The following is a 20599-nucleotide window of genomic DNA, read 5'->3' on the forward strand; positions in this document are numbered from 1 at the left end:
GGGAGCACAAATATTTAAAAGTTTTGCTGATTATCAAATCTTTATTTCTTGTCGTAGGCATGAACCGGATAGTCGATGGTATAGTGAAGACCGCGACTTTCCTTGCGCTCGATGGCCATACGGGTGATGAGGTAACCTACATTGATCATGTTGCGCAACTCGCAGAGATCCTTGCTTACCTTCACACGCTTGAAGAGGTTTTCAGTCTCTTCATACAACAGGTCGAGACGATCCCAGGCACGCTTCAGGCGCAGGTCACTTCTCACGATTCCCACATAGTTGCTCATGCATTCGCCCACTTCCTTGATACTCTGGGTGATGAGCACCTTCTCCTCATTGGTCATGGTACCCTCATCATTCCATTCAGGCACCTTGTCGTTGAAGTCGTATTCATCCACATGCTCAATACTGTGCTTGGCTGCTGTATCTGCATAAACGACGGCCTCGATGAGTGAGTTGCTCGCCAGTCGGTTGCCGCCATGAAGACCTGTGCAGGAGCATTCGCCTAAAGCATAGAGGCGGTTGATGCTGGAACAACCGTTCAGATCTACTTTGATACCGCCACACATGTAGTGGGCTGCAGGACGAACAGGAATATAATCCTTCGTAATATCAATGCCGATGCTGAGACACTTTGCATAGATGTTAGGGAAGTGATGCTTGGTCTCCTCCGGATTCTTATGGGTCACATCGAGACAAACATGGTCAAGACCGTGAATCTTCATCTCCTTATCGATGGCACGAGCCACGATGTCACGAGGGGCAAGGCTCAGGCGCTCATCATATTTCTCCATGAAACTCTCGCCGTTAGGCAAACGGAGAATACCGCCGTAGCCACGCATGGCCTCTGTGATGAGGAACGCAGGATGAGTTTCTCCCGGATGAAAGAGGGCAGTAGGGTGGAACTGTACAAACTCCATATCGGCAACTGTTCCCTTGGCACGATAGACCATCGCCTCACCATCGCCTGTGGCAATGATTGGGTTGGTTGTGGTCTGATAGACCGCACCGCAACCACCTGTACACATCACAGTCACCTTGCTGAGATAAGTATCTACTTTCTGAGTGTCAGGATTGAGGACGTAGGCTCCGTAGCAGTTGATGTAAGGAGTGCGACGGGTAACGCGTGCGCCCAAGTGGTGTTGGGTGATAATCTCCACTGCGAAGTGGTTCTCCTTGATGTCGATGTCTGGATTGTTGCGTACGGCTTCCATCAGTCCTCTCTGGATTTCAGCACCCGTATCGTCGGCGTGATGGAGGATGCGGAACTCGCTGTGTCCGCCCTCACGGTGAAGGTCGAACTTGCCGTCCTGCTGCTTGTCGAAGTTGACTCCCCATTCCACCAGTTCCTTGATCTGTTCTGGTGCCTTGGTAACAACCTGTTTAACTGCTTTGTAGTCACTGATGTAGTCACCAGCAATCATTGTATCCTGGATGTGCTTGTCGAAGTTATCCACCTCCAGGTTGGTAACTGATGCGACACCACCTTGTGCAAATGAAGTGTTGGCCTCGTCGAGAGAGGTCTTGCAGATCATGCACACTTTACCTTTTTTCGCTCTGGCTACTTTCAGGGCGTAACTCATACCGGCAACTCCTGCACCGATAATCAGAAAATCATACTTATAAACCATTTGAGTTTATTTTATCAATTTATCTCTTATTCCTATGGAATAGAGTCTTCATTTTTATTTCATTTTGCGTTGGTTTTACCCTGTACTTCCCTTAAGATTGTAAGGGATGAAACCTTAATTCGTTGCAAAAGTAATAATTTATCTTTAAAATGAGTAATAAGAGACGGATTTTTTGTAATTTTGCAGTGTTTTTTGTAAATCTAAACCCTTGTGAGGTGCTAATTGGTGGCTTCGGGGTGACTTAACATATATATAATAAGGTATGACAGACAGAACTTTTCATAAGCGTTTTTCGGTTCCTGCCAAATGTGGCGTGGCGGTATTTGCGCTTCTCACCGGTTATTTCTTCTGGGTGAAGGTGGCTATCATCGGCATCCTGCTTGCCATCGTCATTGTGGGCATGATCGAGCGCATTCTGAATACAACTTATACTTTCCGAAGGGTGCAACCTATCGACCGGGATGAGGAAATGGATTTCATCGTCATCAATGAGGGGCGATTCTCCCGAAACCAGACCATTCCAGTGTGCGATATTGTCAGCGTGGAGCCTATGAAGATGTGTTGGGGACTCGACCATGCTCTCGTCATTCAGGTGGGAGCTAACAAACTGGTCAGCCTGCAGCCTGATAATGAGGAAAGTTTTATCAGGGAAATCGAGAAAAGAATAAAAAATGAGAAATGAAAAATTAGAAATGAATAAGATGATAAAATATGTGATGAGTCTTTTGATGGTGATGACGCTCTGTCTCCCCAATATGCAGGCTCAAATTGTAAAAAATCAGGAGAATCAGGACGTTCTGGTAAATGATGCGAATCCTGAGCATGATGAGGAGGTAGTGGAGGATAGTGAAGATTCTGCTGTGGCAGACTCTGCGATGGTGGAGACAATTGCTGCTGATACTTTGCGATTGCCTTGGACGGAAACCGTGAAGGTGGGACTTGACAAACTCCTCAAGAGCAAAATGTTTGAAACTTCTCAGGTGGGTATCATGGTTTGGGACCTGGAGACTGATTCCTGCATCTACCGCTTCCGTGAGCGCCAACTGATGCGTCCTGCCAGCACCATGAAACTCGTGACGGCGATTACGGCACTCGATAAGTTGGGTGGTTCTTACCAGTTTAAAACGACCCTGAAATATACGGGCACGATTGATAATGGGGTACTCAAGGGCGATGTGTATTGCATCGGTGGTATGGACCCTCGTTTTAATAATGATGATATGACCGCCTTTGTCACCAGTCTCAAAGATATGGGCGTGGATAGTATTCAGGGCAGCATCTATGCCGACCGCTCGATGAAGGACGAAGACCTGTTGGGCGAAGGTTGGTGCTGGGATGATGATAATCCCGTGCTATCCCCATTGGTTTTCGGACGCAAGGATATTTTCATGGAAAGATTTCTCGCCAAGCTGAAGGACGCTGGTATCTTCTATGCCGGTTCCGGAACTTCCGTGAAGCGCTGTCCGGCAAGTGCTTTCACCATCTGTACCCGTTTCCATACCATGGATCAGATTTTGCATAAGATGATGAAAGACAGTGATAATCTCTATGCCGAAAGCATGTATTATCAGATAGCATCTTCTACTGGCAACCGTCCGGCAAGTGCCAAGAGTGCCAGAAATGTGCAGCGCCAGCTGGTTAGAAAGATTGGACTTGATCCTGCCCGATATAAGTTTGCGGATGGCTCCGGTCTTTCTCTCTACAACTATGTTTCTGCCGAACTGGAGGTCAAGCTCCTTCGCTATGCTTACCAGGACGAGAACATCCTGCCGCATCTCAAACAGTCCTTGCCAATTGCTGGTGTGGATGGTACTTTGAAGAGGAGAATGCGCTCCGGTTTTGCTCATGGCAATGTGAAGGCTAAAACGGGCACGGTGACAGGTGTTATTGGTCTTGCCGGTTACTGCAAGGCGGCAAATGGCCACGATCTTTGCTTCTCGATTCTCAATAATGGTATTATGCATAGCAATAATGCACGCTCTTTTGCAGACAAGGTGTGTGAGTTGCTTTGCCAACCGTAAAGACTTGATATATGGAAGAAATACGTAAATTTGTGGATGAAATGATGGTGTGGGCTGGTGTTTCGGGCGATTCCGTACCCGTTCTCCGCCATTTGTTGCTTACAGTTACCGCTATTCTGCTGGCAATTATAAGCGATTTCCTTTGCCGTAAGATTCTCGTGCCGCTTATCTCCAAGATTACGGAGAAGACGGAGGCTTCCTGGGATGATGTGCTTTTCAATAAGAAGGTACTCAACTCGGCTTGCCATATTGTGCCGGCTGTCGTCATCTGGTCGCTCATGCCACTCATCTATCTGGAATATCCGATTTTCAAGGAAATCCTCGAAAGAGCTACGGGCATCTATATCGTGGTGATGTCTGTGAGAACCGTCCTGGTTTTCATCGGGTCTTTCAAAGGACTGGAAGATGCCAAGGATCGCCGGTCCTCTGCTCAACAGTATTTTCATACTTTCTGTGGCGTGCTCAGGGTTCTCATGCTCTTTGTAGCAGGTGTCGTGGTGGTGGCCATCCTGTTGGGCAAGAGTCCGCTTACCTTGTTTGCTGGATTGGGTGCCACTTCTGCAGTCCTCATGCTGGTTTTCAAGGATACGATTACGGGTTTGGCTTCTGGTGTCCGTCTTACGAGCAACGATATGCTCCATAAGGGCGACTGGATTACGGTGAAGTCGGTGGATGCCAACGGTATCGTGGAGGAAATGTCGCTCACTACTGTCAAGGTGCGTAACTTCGATAATACCATCGTCACCATTTCTCCTACCACCTTGGTGAATGGTTCTTTCCAAAACTGGATTGGTATGCAGAATAGTGGGGGACGACGGGTGAAACGCCTGGTTTACTTCGATTTCCGCAGCATCCGACTGGTAGATGACTTGCTGAAACAGAAGTTGATTTCTAAGCATTTTGCAACTGAAGATTCCTTCAAACTGAAAGAATCTCTCCAGAAGGCTTTGGAGAAAGACAGACAGGAAGGCAAGGATATAGAAGACCTGAAGAATCCGGCAGCTCTTGCCCCAACCAATCTGCAACTCTACCGTAAGTTTATGGAGAAATATCTGCGCCAGCGTCCGGAAATCAATACGGAACTCACACTGATGGTGCGCCATTTGGAAGCCACGCAGTGCGGACTCCCGATTGAGTTTTATTTCTTCATCAAGGATAAGGTTTGGGTCAATTATGAGCATATTCTTGCTGACATCATGGAGCATGCCTATGCGCTTGCCAATGAGTTCGAACTGAAGATTTATGAGCAATATCCGGAACAGTAATGTTTTAAAGGTAAAAAAGTAAAAAGGTAAAAAAGTAAAAAGGTAAAAAGGCAGGGATGGAATTTGCTAATACTATAATTTCTTGGTTTCGTGAAAACGGCAGGGCGTTGCCTTGGCGAGAGACTCGTGATCCTTATGCCATCTGGCTGAGTGAGATTATCCTGCAGCAAACCCGCATTGCCCAGGGGTGGGAGTATTGGGAGCGGTTTATGGCTCAATATCCCACTGTGCAGGATTTGGCGGCTGCCCATGAGGATGAAGTCCTGAAACTTTGGCAGGGATTGGGTTATTATTCCCGTGCCCGGAATCTCCATACGGCAGCTAAGCAGATTGTGGCACTCGGTCATTTTCCTGATACGCTTGAAGGCATCAAACAACTGAAGGGTGTGGGAGATTATACGGCAGCTGCTATCGGTTCCTTTGCTTTCGATATTCCGGCTGCTGTGGTGGACGGTAATGTCTATCGTGTCCTTGCCCGGTATTTTGGCATTGATACTCCCATCAATTCCACGCAGGGAAAAAAGGAGTTTGCAGCCTTGGCGCAGTCTCTGTTGCCTTCATCAAAGGCTTCCGATTCTCTCTCGTCTTTCTCTCCGGCTTCCGATTTTCAATCGTCTTTATCTCTGGTTGCAGCCTATAATCAGGCGATGATGGATTTTGGTGCAATTCAGTGCACCCCTCAGTCTCCGAAATGTCTGCTCTGCCCACTTGCTGAAACCTGCGAGGCGATGCGAACCAATCGGGTAGCCGAACTGCCTGTCAAGCAAAAGACCATGAAGGTGAAGACCCGTCATCTTTCCTATATATATATAAGGTGTAAGGGTGAGACTGCCATTCATCGTAGGGGAGAGGGAGATATTTGGCAAGGATTATGGGAACCTTTCAATGCTTCAGATATCGCTGAAGCCTGTGCCTCTCCTTCTTCCGCACAGGCATCTCTGTCTTCCACAAAGTTTTCGACTTCTCTCACGAAGTTTTCTTCTTTCAAGAAAGAACTTGCAGCAGACCTTCACTTGTCAAACGTAGATGCCCTGCAGCTGCTGGCTCAGGATGTGAAGCATGTCTTGACCCATCGCATTCTTTTGGCTGACTTTTACCTGTTGGATACCGATGCCCATCCCCAGCTTCCCGATGATTATATCTGGATCAAGGAGGAGGAAATAGAAGACTATGGTATTCCAAGACTGATAGAACTCCTGCTTGAAAAGATTTCTTGCAAATAATATACCACATATTCCACAGATTTTTCTTCGTGGTGTTTTTTGTCCCACAGATTTCACAGATTAACACAGATCTTTGTGAGATAAAAAATCTGCGTCATCAGCGAAATCTGCGTGAGAAAAAAACTCCGATGAATAAAAAAAACTATGTAAATCCGTGGGACTTTTAGATCGTATAGGCTGTTCCAATCAAAGTTTACACATAAAATATGTTAAAAAGAATAGAGAATCAAAATAAAATCCTTATATTTGTAGCTATAATAAGAACGTTTAGTGCCTATTGGTCATCCTCGCACTATAATTACTAACTAACTTGCTCTTGGGGATGGGGCGAGTATAATGCTTAAGATCCTATGAAGAATAAAAGTATTTTAGTTTCATTACTTTCCATGGCTATGATGTTTTTCGCTGCGTGTGGAGATAGTTCTAATGATCCGTCAAATCCTGATAACCCTGGTGGTGGCAATGCAGGTGGCGGTACAGAAACCATCGTTACTGCTGCTCAGGCTAAACAGAGTTTGAACAATACCTCTCAGGAATTGCTGTCTAAAATCAGCGCCAATGAGTTTGAGGAATACAAACAGATGTTGGATGTAGATGTCAGCGATAAGGCAGGCGTTATCCAAGACTGGTTTGAGGCTTGTGTCGAAGCTTGCGAGATTAAAGCCAACCCCGATAATCATCTTTGGAATGCCGCTAATTTCGTGGGCGAGTTTGAACTCCAGCAGGGTACTTGGGTACAGACCAAGAAAGGTGGCGACCATCTCAGCTTCATCTATCATGATGCTCAGCAGAAGAAATGTGTCATTACGCTGAAGGCAAGTGCTGAGGCTACAGAGATTCATCACTCTGTTTTTGATGATGAAGATTGGGAATGGACTGGTAGTCAGGAAATCGTAACAAGGTATGAAAACCGCTTCATGCTCCCTAAGCAGATTGATATTACTGCTACTCGTGAGGGCAAAAATATGGGTACAGTTTCTGTTACTTCTCAGGTGAAGACCGGTAAGGAAGTGGATTTGTCTAAGGATGAAGTGGATGTAACTTCTGTCGTTACCATCGGTGCTTTCAAGGCGGAAGTGAAGAAGGCTGTTTATAAGGCTGGCAAGACTGCTGAGGCTAAGGTTGTATTCAGCAAGAATGGTGAGGAACTCATCACGCTGGAAGGCAACGGCAATGGTAATATTACTCCAAGCGGTGAGAAATCTGAATTCGGTCAGATCAATATCACCATGAATATCTTGGGCAAGGCGAAGATTGTCTGCAAGATCCTGGATGGTACCTTGTTCTATAATAATTTGGATAAGGCTGATAGCAATTATAATAATGAGAGCACATTTAAGCTGTTTATAGAGAATGCTAACAAGCAGATGGATGCAAAGCTCTATCTGGATGGTGCTTCTTCTCCTGCTGCTAAAATCTATCTGGCTCCATACTTGGATGAGGAGTATGGTACCTATAAGTACTGGGATTATGAATACTGGTTGGAGTTCACCGATGGTTCTAAGTATTCTTATGAGGATTACTTTGATGAGCAGAATTTCAAGACAGTTTCAGACAAGATCCAGAGCCTCATCGATGATTTCAAGAATTTGTTCGACTTCGATGAAGTAGATGATGAAGTTCATCCCGTCATTCCCAAAAAGTAATTCCTGTATAAATACAGGCAAATCATCATTGTTTTAGATAAACAATCAAAGACAAATAGTGAATAGAAAGATATTCTTCTTATTCCTTTTGGGAATATTAAGTGCAGAGAAAAGCGTGTCGGCAATAGTTGCCGACACGCTTCATCATTATCAGCTCCAGGGAGTTGAAATCACCGGAAAGAAAGTGCGTTCTTCGCTCAAAGAGATAGAGGGTGCTAACGTCATCAATATGAGTCTGATGGACGATATGCCCCGTATTCTCGGCAATGCGGACCCTATGCACTATGCCCAACTGTTGCCTTGCGTGCAGACCAATTCTGAATATGATGCCGGACTGCATATCCAGGGATGCGACAATTCTCACAATTTCGTTTCCATCGGTGGGGCTCCTGTCTATAATGCTGCCCATCTGTTAGGTTTCTTCTCCGTCTTCAATGCCGGACATTTCAATGACATGAGTCTGCGCAAGTCTTCTTCTTCAGCCGACTTCCCCAATCGTCTCGGTGGAAGCTTGGATCTGCGTACACCTACATGGATCTTGGGCGAGGATAGTATGCAGATGAAAGCCGTCCATGGTGAAATTTCTGTCGGTCCGATGTCGTCTCAGGGCACCCTCAAGTTGCCCGTAGGCAAGCGCTCCCTGCTCTTGCTATCGGCACGTGCAGCCTACCTCAATCTGCTCTATTCCAAATGGCTCGAAGTGGAAGGAGATAGGGTCAACTATGATTTCTCTGACTACAATTTTTCTTTCATCACCCAACTCAATGCCCATCATGTACTGAAATGGGAGGCTTATTGGGGATATGATCGTGTGAAACTCACCCAGGCTGACTATGGATTGAGTGCCAAACTGCGGTGGAACAATACGATGGCTGCACTGCATTGGTATTCGAAATGGGGAAATGTGAGTTCCGAACAGATGCTGTATTACTCCCGTTACGCCAATCGGATAGGAGTTGACGAACTTTCTTTTGATGTGGACTTGCGTTCTTGGATCTATGATATAGGCTATAAGGGGGATGTGAAATGGGGAAATCTGAAAGGAGGTTTGGAAGTAATCAGACATGATTTCCAACCGCAGAAGATCTCTCTGGAGGGAGAGTTTGCCAATGATATTCCTGCTCAACCTACCCAGTCTTCCGTGGAGTCGAGTGCTTATGCTCTCTATCGTCAACCGTTAGCGGAGAATCTCTCTTGCGAACTGGGTCTGCGGGCGAGTCTTTATCATCATCAGACCCGTTATTATGGTTTGTCACCTAACTTCAAGCTCCTTTGGAATCCTACTTCCCAAAGTAAGTTGAGCCTGCATGTAGGCATTCATCGCCAATATCTGTTCCAGACAGGGTTCTCCTCGTCCGGATTGCCATCCGAGTTTTGGTTTTCAGCCGATAGTCTGCGCCGTCCCCAGTATTCCTATAATGCCTCTTTGCAGGGCGAGTTCTGGCTTTTCGACAAAGAATACCGCCTGAGTACGGAAATCTATTTCAAGTCGCTGAAACATCAGATAGAAAATACGGGCAATGTCTTTGACATCGTCTATTCCTCCTATTCCCTGGACGGTTCGTTGCTCTATGGCAAAGGTTGCAACTATGGTTTCAATCTGCTGCTGGAAAAGAGGAGGGGAAAGTTGACGGGCTGGTTGAGTTACTCGTGGGGAAGAGCCAGGAGAAAGTATGATGATGGAAATTATCAGGGCTGGTTTCCTGCCAATCACGAGCGTATCCATGAACTGAATGCAGTAGCCACCTATCATCTCGGTAACAGATGGAGTTTTGGCGGTACATTAGTGGTAGCTTCAGGCACTCCCTATACCCATATCAACTATGCCTACTTGGTGTCCAATAATCTCCTGACGGAATATGGTGAACATAATGCAGCAAGAATGAATCCGTATATCCGACTCGATCTGTCGGCAAGTTATGATTTCGTCAACAGGGGCGACTGCAGGAGTGGAATCAATCTCTCGCTCTATAATGCTACGCTCCATAAGAATGATTTGTTTTATCGCATCAAGGTGTATGATGGTCATGTCAGATATGGAGTGTTCCGTTTTCTGATGCCAATCATGCCATCCATTAATTACTATTATAAGTTTTAAACACGATGATCCGTTTTTAGATATGAAGGAAAGATTAAGATATTTTGCAGGGAAATGGCTTCTCTCAGTGGGCTGCTTGCAGGTTTTCATCCTGCTGAACTGCTGTCTGCTGAGCAGTTGTTATGATCATGTGGAGACCTCTACCGATAAGCTTCTTGTGGTGGAGGGCTGGATAGATGCAGGCGATTTCCCGAAGGTAAAGTTGACCAATACGGTTTATCTGAGCAAGAATGAACTGATGCTCGATAGTCTTTCCAACTATCTGGAGCGCTGGGCAAAGGTAACCATCTCCGACGGTACCCGTACAGAGACCATGGTGGGCAGGTATGATCGCAATTATTTCCCACCTTTCGTCTATACCACTTATGATATGCGGGGCGAGATAGGTAAGGAATATACATTAAGAGTAGAGACACCTGATGGACAGGTGGCAGAGGCTACAACGACCATTCCGGAGCCGGTAGTTATCGACAGTTTTCATGTAGAGCAGGCGATGGTGGACAGTTTGTATCAGATTTATGCTTACACAAGTTGCAAGCAGCGATGCAAACTCTTTTCCCAAGTGATGGGAAAGGATAAGGAATTTCTTTCTGCGGAATTGGGATTGATGAATGCCGGAATGATAGGTGCTGAGGGGAAAGTTTCCGTTCGCAGAGGTCGTTCCAACCTGATCAAGAACAGGGATCCATATTTTCATGAAGGAGAAATGGTGCGTGTGAAGTTTGCTACGCTCGATTCCACCTCGTATGAGTATTGGCGCAGTTTTGAGGATTTGGCAGCCCTCTCCCGCGTCCCACTCGTACCCGTCAGCACCAATCTGAAGTCAAATGTCAGAGGTGCTTTGGGGTACTGGTGCGGTTATGGTGCCACTTTCTATCGTATTCAGATCCCCTTTTTAAAGGTAAAAAGGTAAAAAAGAGATTTTAAAGGCGAGAGAAAGTTAAGCAAATTACAAATGAGAAAGTTTTAAAAAATGAGAAATGAGAAATGGTCGAAAGTTCAGTTGTTAACAAAACTTTCGACCATTTATAGAGTTAAAAGCCAACGTTTTTTTTACCTTTTTACCTTTAATAGTTCCTTGCTTCAATCTGGAAGTAGCTCTGAGGGTGGTTGCAAACTGGGCAAACCTCAGGAGCCTGCTTGCCAACTACGATATGGCCGCAGTTGGAGCACTGCCAGATGCAATCGCCATCACGAGAGAAGACGAGCTTGTCCTGTACGTTCTTCAAGAGCTTGCGATAACGCTCCTCATGATGCTTCTCGATTTCAGCAACCATTTCAAACTTGGCTGCAATCTCCTCGAAACCTTCCTCACGAGCCTCTTTTGCCATGCGTGGGTACATTTCAGTCCACTCATCGTGCTCACCATTGGCTGCAGCTTCCAGATTCTTCTCAGTATCCTGGATAGCACCGCCCTCCAAATACTTGAACCACAACTTGGCATGCTCTTTCTCGTTAGCAGCAGTCTCCTCGAAGATGTTAGCGATCTGAACATAACCATCTTTCTTTGCCTTGGAAGCAAAGTATGTATATTTGTTACGAGCCTGTGACTCACCTGCAAATGCTTCCTGTAAGTTCTTTTCTGTTTTTGTTCCTTTTAATTCTTTCATAATGTATCTGTTTAAAAGTTAATAATCTTATTCCTAACTTCTTTGCAAAGATATTGTAATTTTTCCAATATTACAAATTTGTGGAAATCTTTTTTCTTCTATTTTGCAACTTTTAACGGAAAAGCGTACTAAATGCAAGCTTTTGGCTACACATTTAGTACGCTTTATCTTTAGTTTTTCATATCTGAATTTAATATTTCAGTTTAGTATCTGATCAACTTGCGAGTCGCATTTCCCTGTTTGATGATCACGACACCCTTCATTCCAGAGGTGGATGTCATCTGTCTTCCATCGATGGTGAAAATCTGGTATGGCAGGTTGAAATCAATCTCACCGCGGTTGTCGGTTGTGATGACAGGAGTGTTGATGCCAGTAGGAACCTTGGTGCCTGTGATATTCAGTTTCTTGATTTCCCAGTATGGACCGATCTCGTTATCGCTTGTATAGTGGAAAGCGAGTTTCACCTTGCCGCCACAATATTGAGACAGATCCAGGTCGAAGTCAGCAAAATTCCAACTGTCCTTGCTTGGTACAGCTAAGTCAGGCAATTTGCTGACGTTATCCTCGCCGGTTTCCGAATCTATCACCGTTGCCTCTACAGAGAGATATTTCAAAGCATTTCCCTTGGCGAAATTGATGGCCTGATTGATGGTCAGGGTAGCATGTCTGTAATCTGTCAGATCGAGTTCCGGTAAGTAAAGATAAGCATCTGCTACATGATTCTTATCTTTAGAATACGAAGTTCCTTTCCAACCAAATTGACTGTCTTGTTTCCAGATGGAGGTGTTACTGCTTTCATTCTTAACAATCTTTTCAGTGCAGCCACCTTTTTCTCTGGTAAAGTCGGCACTGTAGATGTTATCAGGTTCGTCAGGAGAAGGAGTGATGGTACCTCCGCCTTCACCATTCTTATAGTCGGTGGATTTCAGGGTTGTTTCCGGATTGAAGGCATAGTTGATACTGTCACCCCATACATATTCCATCAAGTTAGGAAAATCCACGTATGGGTTTCTGTTGCCCTGTATCTTATAGACATCCTCGTTGCGTTTAATCTCAAGAGCATCAGGTTTGTCTCCCTTAGCCCATTGAATAAACAGTTTGTAAGCCCATGGTTGGAGGGTAGGGTAGGCACCTTGCTGGAGAATCTGGAGAGCTTGGGTGCCACTCCAGTTGTAGTTCTGATAGGTGGTTGCCATATACATATAACCACGGGCAAAGTCGCCTTTCCAAAGATTGGCAGGTTCCCAATACCAATTACCATCATTACCTTTTCCAACCTTTGTCCAGCCATTACCCCTGTCTCCATTCACAACGGTACCCATAGGATAATTGCTTTTTGTGGAATTAATTCTGCTCTCACAAGGCATGAGGTTGTAGAGGTCTTTGTATGCCTGACTTTTGGCACCTCCCCACCAGCTCTTCGGGAAGGAATGTTCGATATTCATTCCTGCCCCCACAGCACCTTGTGAAGTAGATTTCACCCATTCTTTCTCAGCAGAGTAGCGGTCGATGAAATAGCCACGCTCATCACGGTCTGTATCCCAAAATCCCCACCAGGTTTTCCCCTTTCCACTACCATATTCAAGAACCTTGGCGTCTTTGATGATATTGTATATGGCCGTTTTCAGTTCTGCTCCTTTCTTACCTTTGAGCGAGTTGTAATATCCATCAGGAATTTGTGCCAGAGATGGAATGGCTGGCAGGACAGCTGCGACGATCGCCAGTGTCCAATGTAGTAATCTTTTTCTCATAACAATTCATCTTTTAGTTGCCAAAAAAATAATTAGAATTCTGAATCACATGGCAAAAATACAAATAAAATCCGATAATCCCCTCCTTTTCCCAATTTATTTTCATATTGTCGCAATTATTTATTATATATGAAATCCAGAGAGTGTATGGAAATATAGATGGTTACTGTCGAAGTGTGTCGTTGAATGTCGTTCTACGGGCATGAAAACGAAATGTACAAAGAGCCTATGAACCTGAAAAGAGGGAAAGGCGTGTATATGAGGGAGTTACGAGAGTGTGGAGGGAGAACAGAGGATAAAACGAAATGTGCAAAAGGTTGAATCGGGTTTAATTTGGGTTTAATTCTGTTTAGGGAAGCGTTTAATCTGGGGCGAATTTTGAACGAGGCGCGGTTTAATTTGGTTGAATTGAGAGCGGGCAAAGGTGGCGACGGGGCTGCTTTTGGTCGCTTTTTTCGTGCGTGGGCGTTTCTACGGGGCGCGGTGGGCAGATGGAGGGGCGAGAGGGAGAAAGGACGGGAGAAAGGCTTAAAAGGGGCAAAGGCGGGGCGCAGAGGAAAGAAAAGAGGGTGAAAGGAGTGGAAAGGCAGGCGTTTGGGCGTGTTTTGGAGCTATTTTTGGCGCGCGTGGGGGCTTTGACGGGGTGCAGCTGCATGATGCTCAGGGGTGGGCGTTTAAATGGTGCATAAACAGCGTTTAAATGGTGGTTAATCGGTGGCCAGAAAGGAGGCCAAACGGTGCAGGGTGGCGGTGGCTGAACCCTGCACTTTTCGTTTGTTTTTAGCCATTGGGTGGACTGTTGGGTGGACAGTTGGGAGGACATTTCTGTCTCGAATATCACCACTAACTATACTTTTAAGGTTTCAAAAAGCGGCTTTATGGTGAGAATACACCCCTTTAATTACCATTAAACGCAGAGACTGGGAAATGGCGCAAGCCCTTTATTTATCGGGGTTCTGGCGTGTTTAACGGGTGTTTAACAGCAAATGAAGCCTCGTTTTTTTATTCGGTACGTATTAAGCCCATAACTATGGCTATATGATAGACGGCACGGCGCGGGATCTGGAATGGTTTATAATTTTCGTTTTCAGATACCAGCGTAATGGTTTCGTCGTCGGTGCCCTGCTCTACCTTTTTAATAAGCGCGCCTTGGTCGGTGTCGAGGACGTAAACCTTACCCCACTGGAAGAACAGGTCGGTCGGTGATAGCATCTTGCACGCCACCATATCACCAGAGTAATAACGTGGCTGCATGGAGTCGCCACGTACATATATAAGGAAGTCGGCATTTTTGAAAGCTGGCACGACATAGTGGTCACATTCCTGCAAAAGAACGGTTTGGCTACCCGTAAAGCAGCCCGCCATAGCTTCCACTGGAATGAGAGGAATGCCCGTGCCGTCCTTTGTTGGCTTTATTCCTTTTAAACTTTTAAGCATATCTCCTTTGCCAGTAATAAGCCAATTAATATTTATTTCCGCAAGTGCGGAAACTTTCTCAACAACATCAAAAGACGGCTTTCCCTGTCTTTTGCCTACAATATTATCAACAACAGACGGTGTAACGCCTATTGCATTAGCAAAAGCACTCTTATTACCTTTGAATAAAGTGCCTATTATCTGGGTAAATCTTTCGTTTATAGTCATAATTTTAATAAATTTTCCACAGATGCGTAAAATAGTTGCCAAAAAATTTGGTATTTCCGCAAATGCGTATTATCTTTGCACCCGTGTTAAGTATAACACAGCGGCCAAAGATACGAAAAAAGGTCGAAAATAACGAATTTTATAACTTAAAAGTTAATAAAGCAATGAATATTGATGAATTTAGAACCCTAACAGGGCAAGAAGTTACAGAAAGCGAGTTCGCGGACATTACCAAGCTGTATATGGCTACGGGCAACATGGACAAACAGACGTTTTGCGGTCTTTGGAAGAAAAACGACCTTTTCAGCATCGCGCTGGAGGTAGAACGCAACCTGTCCGCAAAAGTCACCTTTGCGGAAAAGGTGCTCGCCAACAAAGAGCAAGAGCTCGACGACATGGCAGACCAACAGGCAGCAGAACGCGAGACCATGAGCCACGCGGCTGACGTGCTTCTGGCTGTAGATGAAGCAGACGACAACGTGGACGCTTACGAGGCAGCCATTAAACTGGTGACACGCCGCGAAGTGGTGGAGCGCAAAGTGCGCATAGGCTTGCGCCTGAGAGAGGAAGACAAGAAGTATATTTTGAACCATTTAAACAAGTAAAGATATGGAAGCAACAAGAAAGCAAATCGAGGTAACGAAAGAGGTACGCGCAGAGATTAAAAAAGCGTTTAAGTGCTCAGATATGACACTGTGGCGCGCGTTGAACTTTAGCAACGATACGCCCACCAGCCTGCGCATCAGAAAGTTTGCGAAGCAGAAGGGCGGCGTGCTGCTTCTGCTCACCCCTGCCACTGAGACCATACACGACGCCGACGGGTATATGCGCCAGTATTTCGAGAACGGTGCCATGCTGGAGGCCGACAAAGGCACTGGCACGGTGCAAGTGTTTGACAAGGACGGCAACGTGCGCCGCGAGGTGAAGCACTGCACGATCGAGCAGTTCTATATAGAACAAACCTTTGCTGGAGGGCTTTAATTATGGAGTATTACGGTAACACGCTTTGTATTAGTCACACTGAGCTAACAGCTGGCATTATGACAAATGACAGTCTGCTCAAGCTCGCCCAACGCGGCAAAGTGGAACGCGTTCGCCGTGGCTGTAATGGTACTCCTGCGCTGTTTGCCGTCGAAAGCCTGCCTTTGAAATATCGAACAGAGGTTTACCGCCGCTACCCCGACGCACAGGAAAAGGCGGACAGCAAGCCATTTGTGGAGGCGATAGAGCCAGACGGCGAGGCGATGCAGTATTATGCGGACTATGTGCTGGCTGACGGGCGGCACCTGAGCAACGAGAAGCAAACGGAATACGCCAACAACTGCGCCATAATGAACGCTTTCAGGCTGTGCATAGACCGCGCGAACAGCCACCGCATCCGCCAGAGCAAGGCGAAGATAAAGCTCGGCGAGTTCTGGACAAAGGCAGCGGCGGCACTGCCCCGCATATCGGACGCATGGCCTAACAGCCTGCCACAGAACGCAAGGAGGCTGCACATGAAGTTCAACGAATATCAAAAGGCGGGCGCGGTGGTATTCATCAGCAAGAAGTTTCAGAACTCGAACGCCGCCAAGGTGGACGACGGGCAGAAAGAGGCCGTGCTCACGCAAATGATAGCACACCACAACAACCTCGACAACACCATGGTAGCCGAATACTACAACAAGGTGGCGGACATGCAGGGCTGGGAGCGGATAACCGCCAGCACGGTGGGCGTGTGGAAAGAAAAGCTCGACCTCGTGACGGCAGCGGGCAGACGCGGCGCAACGAACTTCAGAAACGAGAGGAGCATGCAGGTGAAGCGGCGGAGACCAAGCGCGGCGTTCCTTATGTGGACGCTGGACGGCTGGGACTGCGAGCTGCTCTACCAGACAGTGAGGGAAGACGCGCAAGGCCACCACGTGACCACCTACTCGAACCGCCTGTGCTTGGAAGTGGTGCTCGACCCCTGCTGTGACTACCCGATAGGCTACGCGATAGGCACGCACGAAACGCCCGCCCTCATCACTGAGGCACTGCGCAACGCGGCACAGCACAGCGCGGAGCTGGCGGGACAGATGCTGAGAGCCAACCAGCTGCAATGCGACCACTACGGCATCAAGGCCATGACCCCGCTCTATCTCGCCATGAGCGACAAGCTGACACCCGCGAGAGTGAAGAACGCAAAGGCAAAGCCGGTGGAGGCATACTTCGGATACCTGAACAAAAACTACTGCCAAAGGTGCAACAACTGGTCGGGCTTCGGCATCACGACCGACCCGAAGAAGCAGCCGAACAGCGAGGCACTGAACATGTTGCGCCACCAGTTCCCCGACGAGGAGGGAGTGAGACAGCAGATACACGCCATCATGGCGGCGGAGCGACAGAAGAAGCACGCGCAAATGATGCAGATGCTCGCCAACCTGCCCGCCGAAAGACGGCTACCGCTGACAAAGGAAAACTACCTGCTCTACTTCGGCGACACGACGGGACAGACAAACGCCATTTGCGGCGGCGGGCTGAAGCCTACCCTGCTGGGCGTGAAAAGGGAATACGACTCGTTCGACCTGACATTCAGGCAGCACGCGGGCGAAAAGTGGCGGGTGCTGTACGACCCGAACGACCTAAACCAAGTCTTGGCCGTGAACGAGGACGGAACGCTGCGCTACATGCTCACCGAAAAGTATGTGCAGCCCATGGCTCTGGCAGACCGCACGGAGGGCGACGCAAGGGAGCTGCAAAAGGTGTTCGACTACAACGACCGACTGGAGGCGCACGTGACCGACCAACTGGCCGAAGCCTACCACAAGACGGAGGAACTCATCGCCGACAACCCACGGCTGGGCAACGTGCTGAACCGCTTCTGCCTGTGCGACAGCAGAGGACAACACAAGCTACCGCGCGAGGAAAAGAGGCTCGGCATAGAGAGCACCAAGGTGGTGGCGGCAGAGGCGCGGGAAATACCGACAACGCCAAAGGGCAGCGACGCGGACGACTACTCAATATTTTAAGTAACAAACAATAAAAAATAACAGCAACATGACAAAGGACGAAAAGGTACAGATAGCAGAACGCCTGAAAAGTTTCTGCGCACAGAAAGGCAGCCAGAACAAGGCAGCCAAGAGCATGGGCATCAGCTCGGCGACGCTGAGCAAGGTATTGAACGGCGACTGGGACACCATAAGCGACGACATGTGGCGAAGCATCGCGGCACAGACGGGACACGACGCGACGGCATGGCAGACGGTGGCGACCAGAGGCTTTGAGCGCATGGGCTTCATACTGGACAACGCCAAGCAGGAAAGCCTCGCCATAGCCGTGACGGGCGACGCTGGCTGCGGCAAGACGGAGGCCGTGAAGCAGTACACGGCGGGACACGCCGCCACCTATCACCTGTGCTGCTCGGAATACTGGAACCGCCGCACATTCATCGCGAAGCTGCTGCGCGCGTTGGGCAAGGACATGGCGGGCACGGTGAGCGAGCAGATGGACGCGATAGTGGAGGAACTGCAAGCCGTGGAAAAGCCGCTCATCGTGCTGGACGAAGCCGACAAGCTGAGCGACCAAGTGCTCTACTTCTTCATATCGCTTTACAACCAGCTCGAGGGTCAGTGCGGGCTCGTGCTGTGCGCGACCAGCTTCTTGGAGAAGCGCATCACACGGGGCGTGAGGTTCAACCGCCGCGGCTACCAAGAGATTTACAGCCGCATAGGCCGCAAGTTCGTGAAGCTGCAAGTGGTGAACGACGAAGACATCGCGGCGGTATGCAGAGCCAACGGCGTGACCAGCGCGGCCGACATAGGCGCGATAATCAAGGACGCGGACTGCGACCTGCGCCGCGTGAAACGCGCCTGCTGGACTATCAAGAAAGGGGGCAGGGCATGAACGGCGCGGACTTCACGAAACGCCAGCGCATCACCCTCGGCATGAAGACCAAGGAGGCGAGCAAGGCGATGGACGAATGGCTCTACCGACAGGCACCCTGCGACATGAGGGTGCGCAGAGCCAAGACCAAGGGCATGGTGGCGGTGACAATAGAGACCGACCCCAAGGACAAAGACGGCGCGGGGCTTATCTGGGCATCATGGTGCGTGCAGAACCTCGACGGCGTGAAAGTGGACATCAAAGACATATAAACGGCGTATGGCAAGGGCGATAAGTAACAAGAACGTATTACAGGCAAAGTTTGACGTGGCCGACTTCGACGGGGCTTTCCTCGCCAGCTTCGGACGGCCGGAGCTTCGTGGCGAATGGCTGATATACGGCGGCTCGGGCTGCGGCAAGACCACGTTTGTAATGCAGCTTTGCAAGTATCTGACCCGCTTTCGCCGTGTGGCCTACAACTCGCTGGAGCAAGGTCTTTCGCTCTCTCTGCAAAAGGCATGGGAGCGCGTGGGCATGGAAGAAGTGGGCACGCGCATCATCCTGCTGGACAAAGAGAGCCTGAAAGACCTCACGGCGAGACTAAAGAAGAAGCAAAGCCCCGACATCATCGTAATAGACTCGGTGCATTACTGGCTTGGTTTCAAAATGAGCGACTACATGAAGCTGCGGCAGCAGTTCCCCGACAAGCTGTTCATCTTTGTGGCGCATGAGCGCAAGGGCGAGCCGAAAGGCAGCTTGGCGCAAAACCTGCGCTACGACGCTGACATCAAAATAAGGGTGGAGGGCTACAAGGCATTCACGACCACCCGCTACGAAGTGGCAGAACGGCATGAGGGCGGCGCAGACTTCACCATCTGGGAGAAAGGCGCGGCGGAATACTGGGCAAACATTACAACGAAATAAAAAAAAGACTATGGCAAGGGAAAACAAGACAATGGACGAAATACACAGGGGGCTGCTGAAAAAATACCACACCCTCTGCTCGGTGCTCGGACTGAGCGCGGAGGAAAAGAGAGCGATCGCGGAGAGCTACGGCGTGGAGAGCAGCAGGGACATAGACACCCACGACCTCGTGAACATCTGCGCGAAGCTCTCGGAACAGGCCAACCAGAAGACGGGCACGGGCGACATGGACAAACTGCGCAAGCGTGTCATGGCTTCGATAGGCCAGTACCTGAGAAAGAGCGGGCGCAAGAGCAACGCCAGCGTGATAAAGGCGATAGCGTGCAGGGCTACGGCTCACGACGACTTCAACAAGATACCGCGCGAGAGGCTGCGCAACCTCATCGCCCTGTTTAACAACAAGGTGAAAGACAGTGAGGCGGTGGACAAACTGACGGCGGCGGAAGACGTATTAAACAACATGGCGAAGCTGTACGGCGTAATGCCGAAAGGCCAAGCCTAAAATAAAGATAATGGCTTATGTGGTTGAATGAAAGTAACAGAATGAAGCATTTCGCGTATGCGATACCGTGCGGCTTTGTAGGCACGGAGCTGTTTGTGCTGGGCTTGGCGGTCGGCATGGAGTTCAAGGACAGAATGTACGGCGGGCGGTTCGACTGGCTCGACATCGCCGCCACGGTGCTGGGCGGCATCGTGGGGCAGCTGCTGCAAGTGGCGTTAATCATCTTATTGTATAACATCTAAAACAAGCAACGGAATGAAAAAGTATTTCAAGGGTTTGGGCATCGCGCTGGTATATGCGCCGTTTGCCATTATTGGCGTTATCGTCATCGCCACGGGCATGATATTCAAGGCGGCGGGTTACGCGCTGTTTGGCGACTTCCAGCACGCCACGGACGAAATAAGACAAGTAAAGCTGCTATAAACAGCATTAAATAACCAT

The 20599-nt window shown here is 48.3% G+C and carries 20 protein-coding genes; 16 read left to right on the forward strand and 4 right to left on the reverse strand.

Going from position 1 to position 20599, the window contains the following annotated elements; genetic code table 11:
• Window positions 1–41: 41 nt before the first annotated feature.
• On the reverse strand, window positions 42–1631 hold the full coding sequence (gene nadB, locus EXN75_RS06470; protein ID WP_118116806.1) for an L-aspartate oxidase: 1590 nt from the start codon (window positions 1629–1631) through the stop codon (window positions 42–44).
• Window positions 1632–1893: 262 nt separating this feature from the next.
• Here nadB and EXN75_RS06475 point away from each other — a divergent pair, with 262 nt between their 5' ends.
• From EXN75_RS06475 to EXN75_RS06505, 7 genes are all read left to right on the forward strand, one after another.
• A complete protein-coding gene (locus EXN75_RS06475; RefSeq protein WP_134843200.1) occupies window positions 1894–2313 on the forward strand; it encodes a PH domain-containing protein in 420 nt (139 codons plus the stop codon).
• A 10-nt stretch (window positions 2314–2323) separates the two neighbouring features.
• The gene (dacB, locus tag EXN75_RS06480) at window positions 2324–3652 is read left to right on the forward strand and encodes a D-alanyl-D-alanine carboxypeptidase/D-alanyl-D-alanine endopeptidase (RefSeq protein WP_246031315.1); all 1329 of its coding nucleotides are present in this window, start codon (window positions 2324–2326) and stop codon (window positions 3650–3652) included.
• 11 nt (window positions 3653–3663) lie between these two features.
• Complete coding sequence (locus EXN75_RS06485; RefSeq protein ID WP_118116800.1) at window positions 3664–4917, forward strand: mechanosensitive ion channel family protein; 1254 nt, start codon at window positions 3664–3666, stop codon at window positions 4915–4917.
• Window positions 4918–4973: 56 nt separating this feature from the next.
• Window positions 4974–6140: an A/G-specific adenine glycosylase gene (gene mutY / locus EXN75_RS06490; RefSeq protein WP_134843201.1), complete on the forward strand. Its 1167-nt coding sequence runs from the start codon at window positions 4974–4976 to the stop codon at window positions 6138–6140.
• 350 nt (window positions 6141–6490) lie between these two features.
• Window positions 6491–7786: a hypothetical protein gene (locus EXN75_RS06495; protein WP_134843202.1), complete on the forward strand. Its 1296-nt coding sequence runs from the start codon at window positions 6491–6493 to the stop codon at window positions 7784–7786.
• A gap of 58 nt (window positions 7787–7844) precedes the next feature.
• Window positions 7845–9884, forward strand: a complete 2040-nt coding sequence (locus EXN75_RS06500) for a TonB-dependent receptor plug domain-containing protein (protein ID WP_134843203.1) — start codon at window positions 7845–7847, stop codon at window positions 9882–9884.
• Between the two features lie 22 nt (window positions 9885–9906).
• A complete protein-coding gene (locus tag EXN75_RS06505) occupies window positions 9907–10797 on the forward strand; it encodes a DUF4249 family protein (RefSeq protein ID WP_134843204.1) in 891 nt (296 codons plus the stop codon).
• 154 nt (window positions 10798–10951) lie between these two features.
• Here the strand turns inward: EXN75_RS06505 and rbr are convergent, their stop codons facing one another.
• The 3 genes from rbr to EXN75_RS06520 form a co-directional block, all read right to left on the reverse strand.
• Window positions 10952–11494 (reverse strand): rubrerythrin, encoded by a 543-nt coding sequence (gene rbr / locus EXN75_RS06510; protein WP_134843205.1) that lies wholly within the window; start codon window positions 11492–11494, stop codon window positions 10952–10954.
• A 203-nt stretch (window positions 11495–11697) separates the two neighbouring features.
• On the reverse strand, window positions 11698–13245 hold the full coding sequence (locus tag EXN75_RS18730) for an endonuclease (protein ID WP_134843206.1): 1548 nt from the start codon (window positions 13243–13245) through the stop codon (window positions 11698–11700).
• 1002 nt (window positions 13246–14247) lie between these two features.
• Window positions 14248–14889: a S24 family peptidase gene (locus EXN75_RS06520; RefSeq protein WP_134843207.1), complete on the reverse strand. Its 642-nt coding sequence runs from the start codon at window positions 14887–14889 to the stop codon at window positions 14248–14250.
• 164 nt (window positions 14890–15053) lie between these two features.
• Here EXN75_RS06520 and EXN75_RS06525 point away from each other — a divergent pair, with 164 nt between their 5' ends.
• From EXN75_RS06525 to EXN75_RS17630, 9 genes are read left to right on the forward strand one after another with little or no spacing between them, the layout of a single operon-like run.
• The gene (locus tag EXN75_RS06525) at window positions 15054–15494 is read left to right on the forward strand and encodes a hypothetical protein (RefSeq protein ID WP_134843208.1); all 441 of its coding nucleotides are present in this window, start codon (window positions 15054–15056) and stop codon (window positions 15492–15494) included.
• A 4-nt stretch (window positions 15495–15498) separates the two neighbouring features.
• Window positions 15499–15870: a hypothetical protein gene (locus tag EXN75_RS06530; protein ID WP_134843209.1), complete on the forward strand. Its 372-nt coding sequence runs from the start codon at window positions 15499–15501 to the stop codon at window positions 15868–15870.
• 59 nt (window positions 15871–15929) lie between these two features.
• Complete coding sequence (locus EXN75_RS06535) at window positions 15930–17879, forward strand: hypothetical protein (RefSeq protein ID WP_246031316.1); 1950 nt, start codon at window positions 15930–15932, stop codon at window positions 17877–17879.
• A gap of 28 nt (window positions 17880–17907) precedes the next feature.
• A complete protein-coding gene (locus EXN75_RS06540; RefSeq protein ID WP_134843211.1) occupies window positions 17908–18753 on the forward strand; it encodes an AAA family ATPase in 846 nt (281 codons plus the stop codon).
• Window positions 18750–19004 carry a hypothetical protein gene (locus tag EXN75_RS06545; protein ID WP_134843212.1) on the forward strand — a complete coding sequence of 85 codons (255 nt, stop codon included), beginning with the start codon at window positions 18750–18752 and terminating at the stop codon, window positions 19002–19004. The genes EXN75_RS06540 and EXN75_RS06545 overlap by 4 nt, the downstream gene beginning before the upstream one ends.
• A gap of 7 nt (window positions 19005–19011) precedes the next feature.
• On the forward strand, window positions 19012–19656 hold the full coding sequence (locus tag EXN75_RS06550) for an AAA family ATPase (RefSeq protein WP_134843213.1): 645 nt from the start codon (window positions 19012–19014) through the stop codon (window positions 19654–19656).
• 10 nt (window positions 19657–19666) lie between these two features.
• The gene (locus EXN75_RS06555) at window positions 19667–20158 is read left to right on the forward strand and encodes a hypothetical protein (RefSeq protein WP_187349075.1); all 492 of its coding nucleotides are present in this window, start codon (window positions 19667–19669) and stop codon (window positions 20156–20158) included.
• A 17-nt stretch (window positions 20159–20175) separates the two neighbouring features.
• Complete coding sequence (locus EXN75_RS06560) at window positions 20176–20400, forward strand: hypothetical protein (protein ID WP_134843214.1); 225 nt, start codon at window positions 20176–20178, stop codon at window positions 20398–20400.
• Between the two features lie 13 nt (window positions 20401–20413).
• A complete protein-coding gene (locus EXN75_RS17630) occupies window positions 20414–20581 on the forward strand; it encodes a hypothetical protein (RefSeq protein ID WP_167639467.1) in 168 nt (55 codons plus the stop codon).
• The last annotated feature ends 18 nt before the right edge of the window (window positions 20582–20599 follow it).

This window comes from Segatella hominis (assembly GCF_004535825.1).
Taxonomy (GTDB): Bacteria; Bacteroidota; Bacteroidia; order Bacteroidales; family Bacteroidaceae; genus Prevotella; species Prevotella hominis.

Coding starts and splice junctions, on each gene's coding strand:
- nadB (WP_118116806.1), bottom strand. CDS start 1,631: ATGGTTTATAAGTATGATTTTCTGATTATCGGTGCAGGAGTTGCCGGT.
- EXN75_RS06475 (WP_134843200.1), top strand. CDS start 1,894: ATGACAGACAGAACTTTTCATAAGCGTTTTTCGGTTCCTGCCAAATGT.
- dacB (WP_246031315.1), top strand. CDS start 2,324: ATGAATAAGATGATAAAATATGTGATGAGTCTTTTGATGGTGATGACG.
- EXN75_RS06485 (WP_118116800.1), top strand. CDS start 3,664: ATGGAAGAAATACGTAAATTTGTGGATGAAATGATGGTGTGGGCTGGT.
- mutY (WP_134843201.1), top strand. CDS start 4,974: ATGGAATTTGCTAATACTATAATTTCTTGGTTTCGTGAAAACGGCAGG.
- EXN75_RS06495 (WP_134843202.1), top strand. CDS start 6,491: ATGAAGAATAAAAGTATTTTAGTTTCATTACTTTCCATGGCTATGATG.
- EXN75_RS06505 (WP_134843204.1), top strand. CDS start 9,907: ATGAAGGAAAGATTAAGATATTTTGCAGGGAAATGGCTTCTCTCAGTG.
- rbr (WP_134843205.1), bottom strand. CDS start 11,494: ATGAAAGAATTAAAAGGAACAAAAACAGAAAAGAACTTACAGGAAGCA.
- EXN75_RS18730 (WP_134843206.1), bottom strand. CDS start 13,245: ATGAGAAAAAGATTACTACATTGGACACTGGCGATCGTCGCAGCTGTC.
- EXN75_RS06520 (WP_134843207.1), bottom strand. CDS start 14,889: ATGACTATAAACGAAAGATTTACCCAGATAATAGGCACTTTATTCAAA.
- EXN75_RS06525 (WP_134843208.1), top strand. CDS start 15,054: ATGAATATTGATGAATTTAGAACCCTAACAGGGCAAGAAGTTACAGAA.
- EXN75_RS06530 (WP_134843209.1), top strand. CDS start 15,499: ATGGAAGCAACAAGAAAGCAAATCGAGGTAACGAAAGAGGTACGCGCA.
- EXN75_RS06535 (WP_246031316.1), top strand. CDS start 15,930: ATGACAAATGACAGTCTGCTCAAGCTCGCCCAACGCGGCAAAGTGGAA.
- EXN75_RS06540 (WP_134843211.1), top strand. CDS start 17,908: ATGACAAAGGACGAAAAGGTACAGATAGCAGAACGCCTGAAAAGTTTC.
- EXN75_RS06545 (WP_134843212.1), top strand. CDS start 18,750: ATGAACGGCGCGGACTTCACGAAACGCCAGCGCATCACCCTCGGCATG.
- EXN75_RS06550 (WP_134843213.1), top strand. CDS start 19,012: ATGGCAAGGGCGATAAGTAACAAGAACGTATTACAGGCAAAGTTTGAC.
- EXN75_RS06555 (WP_187349075.1), top strand. CDS start 19,667: ATGGCAAGGGAAAACAAGACAATGGACGAAATACACAGGGGGCTGCTG.
- EXN75_RS06560 (WP_134843214.1), top strand. CDS start 20,176: ATGTGGTTGAATGAAAGTAACAGAATGAAGCATTTCGCGTATGCGATA.
- EXN75_RS17630 (WP_167639467.1), top strand. CDS start 20,414: ATGAAAAAGTATTTCAAGGGTTTGGGCATCGCGCTGGTATATGCGCCG.